We start from the raw sequence: 294 nt of genomic DNA on the forward strand, positions 1-294 counted from the left end.
GCATCGGCCAGGGGCACCCGGGCCATGCTTGCGACCAGCCATTCGAGCTGCGGGGCGCGTTTGCAGGCGCGCTTGCTCGCCTCGCGGGAGATGTCCAGTGCATAGCCTTCTGCATCCGGCAGCGCTGTGGCCAGTTGGGCGGTGTAGTAGCCCTCGCCACAGCCGATATCCAGCCAACGCTGCGGGGCGCGCTCGGCGGACTGTTCGGCGAGGCGTCGGGCCAGCGGTGCAGAGTGGCCGCCGTCGAGAAAGCGTCGGCGTGCTTCGACCAGGGCTTGGTTGTCACCCGGATCG

At 69.4% G+C, this 294-nt stretch carries 1 protein-coding gene; it reads right to left on the reverse strand.

The genetic code is table 11. The features are described from left to right. A partial coding sequence (locus tag AAEZ08_RS22780) for a methyltransferase domain-containing protein (RefSeq protein WP_500125156.1) occupies window positions 1-294 on the reverse strand: 294 nt, incomplete at both ends.

The organism is Pseudomonas sp. E45-MNA-CIBAN-0222, assembly GCF_040310405.1.
GTDB lineage: Bacteria > Pseudomonadota > Gammaproteobacteria > Pseudomonadales > Pseudomonadaceae > Stutzerimonas > Stutzerimonas stutzeri_AC.